Genomic DNA, 2,239 nt, shown 5'->3' on the forward strand with positions numbered 1-2,239 from the left:
TTCATAAGCAGGAAGGGGAAGTCCTTCAGCATGCGGCAACCTGACGAAGCCGACGGTCGGACCGATGACGGAGGGAGTTTGAAGGGCTGCGCGCATAAAATCGATCCTATCGGCGCGAACGGCGATTCGGTCAACTCGCCCGCAAGCCTATCAACGGCTTTCTTTCAGGCATCAGTATGGCCTGAGGTGTGTTGAGATTCAGGTCAGGCCGAGTCGAAACCCGTCGTTTGCAGGCCGGCATCACCTGAATATCGACATATCTTAGCGCACTTCCATCGGAACCACCGTCGTCTCCTTGATCTCTTCCATCACGAAAGAGGCGGAAACATCAGACAGCGCCACCTTGGCGATCAGCCGCTGGTAGAGCCGGTCATAGGCCTTCACGTCGGCGACGCGGGCGCGCAGAACGTAGTCGAGGTCGCCGGACATGCGGTAGACGCCGATGATCTCGGGAAAGCCGGTCACCGCCGCCCGGAATCTCTGCAGCCACTCCGGATCGTGGTTGGACGTGCGGATCAGGATGAAGACGGAAAGGCCAAGCCCGAGCTTTTCGGCATCGACCAGCGCCACCCTGCCGGTGATGACACCGGCCTCCTCCAGCCGCTTCACCCGGCGCCAGCAGGCATTGCGCGACAGCGCCACCCGTTCCGACAACTGGTCGACCGACAGCGTGCCGTCGCGTTGCAACTCGGCGAGCAATTTCCGGTCGATTTCGTCAATTTCCAGCGCCATGTGGGATATTTGTTCCATGCATCACCGAAATACAAGGACATTTTGAGACCGATGAACCGGCGAAGCATGTCAGGATACTCATATCAGGAACTTCAAGCGCTGAAGGGGAACCAGCATGTCGGTCGCAAGGATTTTCACCTCTCATCCGGCCAAGGTCGGCGAAACCTATTTCAGCCACATGGGCTTTGCCGCCTGGTTTTCGTCGCGCCTGTTGATGGCGGCCGGCGCCGCGCTCGTTCATGCTTTCTTGCCATTTCTGTTTGAAACTACCGCCAGCCGAATCGTTCGCGAGCTTTACGAGCGGACGCACAACAGAGGCACGCACGCGACCAAGGAGCCTGCGGCTCTTCCGGATCGCGCCTAGGCGATCCCGCCATCGAGCTTCGTCACCATGACCAGGGACGGGATCAACATTCGGCCTTTTGCTCCGGCCGTGGCGAAGCTGGCGTTGGCCGGGTAGTTGCAAATTGCGGCAACGCCGCGGGCCAGCGCCCCCCTCTGTCCTGCCGGACATCTCCCCCTCAAGGGGGGAGATTGGATGTCGCGACGGCTTTCGCCAATCGCCGACCTTGCGGGACTGAGCGAGGCGCCGAAACTGCCAATCTCCCCACTCGAGGGGGAGATGTCCGGCAGGACAGAGGGGGGCGCCGTAGGGCGTTAACCTATACAGACATCGGCCGACGCTGCCGTCCGTCCGGGTTATTGAGCAAACCGTCCCAACCCGTAAGGCGCGAGCAGCGGATCGCGCTCGCCATCAAGGATTTCGCGAGCGGCAAACAGGCCGACGGCCGGCGCCAGCGTGATGCCGGAATGCATGACGCTGACATAGACGCCGTCCATGCCCTCGGCGCGGCCGATGATCGGAAAACCGTCGATCGGCGTCGGCCGGTAACCGACCGTGTGGAAATCGAGCGCCAGCCCGTCTCCGCCGCGCAGGCTGGCTTTCAGGACCGCGACCAGTTCGCTGGCGGTGGCTTGCGCATCCATGCCGGGGTCGGCGCCGCCGAAATCGGAACCGGCGATGATACGGCCCTCGGCGGTCTGGCGCATATGCAGCCGCTCGGCCAGCACCAGTCCGTTCAGCAGTTTCTCGTAGGGCCGCGAGTGGACGATCAGGCCAGGTGGCGTCTCGAGCGGCAGATTTATGCCGGCGGTGGCGGCAATGCCCGCCGAGCCGACGCCGGCCGCGATCAACACCTCGTCGGTGGCAAGCAGCCCATGCGATGTGTCGACGCCCGAAATCCTGCCGCCTGTCTGGACAAGCGCCGTCACCGTGCTGGAGATGATCCGCGCGCCGCGTCGTTCGGCATCGGCCAGCAGCGCCTTCGTTGCCGCGACCGGCTCGGCAACGCCCTCTTCGGCGACATGCAAAGCGACGTCCGGGAGTTGGGTGAGATTAGGCTCTATACGGGCCGCGCCGGCGCGGTCGACGCGCTCGATGCCGTAGCCCCAGGCCGAATGCTGCGCGGTATAGGCTTCCATGTCGGCCGCCGATAGATCCCAGCAC

3 protein-coding genes and 1 pseudogene are annotated in these 2,239 nt (G+C 63.1%); 1 reads left to right on the forward strand and 3 read right to left on the reverse strand.

Annotated elements, in window-relative coordinates:
- Together EN884_RS40350 and EN884_RS33700 are read right to left on the reverse strand one after the other, a co-directional pair.
- Positions 1–96, reverse strand: a pseudogene (locus EN884_RS40350) (dUTP diphosphatase); the annotation flags it as partial.
- 165 nt (positions 97–261) lie between these two features.
- Positions 262–732 carry an Lrp/AsnC family transcriptional regulator gene (locus tag EN884_RS33700; protein WP_013528044.1) on the reverse strand — a complete coding sequence of 157 codons (471 nt, stop codon included), beginning with the start codon at positions 730–732 and terminating at the stop codon, positions 262–264.
- Between the two features lie 115 nt (positions 733–847).
- On the opposite strand from EN884_RS33700, the gene EN884_RS33705 reads away from it, so the two are divergent.
- Positions 848–1,096 (forward strand): DUF6356 family protein, encoded by a 249-nt coding sequence (locus EN884_RS33705; protein WP_063169910.1) that lies wholly within the window; start codon positions 848–850, stop codon positions 1,094–1,096.
- A gap of 335 nt (positions 1,097–1,431) precedes the next feature.
- On the opposite strand, the gene EN884_RS33720 is transcribed toward EN884_RS33705, so the two are convergent.
- Positions 1,432–2,239, reverse strand: an 808-nt coding sequence (locus EN884_RS33720; protein ID WP_164895342.1) for an FAD-binding oxidoreductase, incomplete at its 5' end; no start/stop codon positions are given.

The sequence above is a fragment of the Mesorhizobium sp. M7A.F.Ca.AU.001.01.1.1 genome, from assembly GCF_004022735.1.
GTDB classification, from domain to species: domain Bacteria; phylum Pseudomonadota; class Alphaproteobacteria; order Rhizobiales; family Rhizobiaceae; genus Mesorhizobium; species Mesorhizobium ciceri.

What these genes read in the sequence shown, in the direction of transcription:
- EN884_RS33700 (WP_013528044.1), bottom strand. Translation starts at nt 732, where the DNA reads ATGGCGCTGGAAATTGACGAAATCGACCGGAAATTGCTCGCCGAGTTG.
- EN884_RS33705 (WP_063169910.1), top strand. Translation starts at nt 848, where the DNA reads ATGTCGGTCGCAAGGATTTTCACCTCTCATCCGGCCAAGGTCGGCGAA.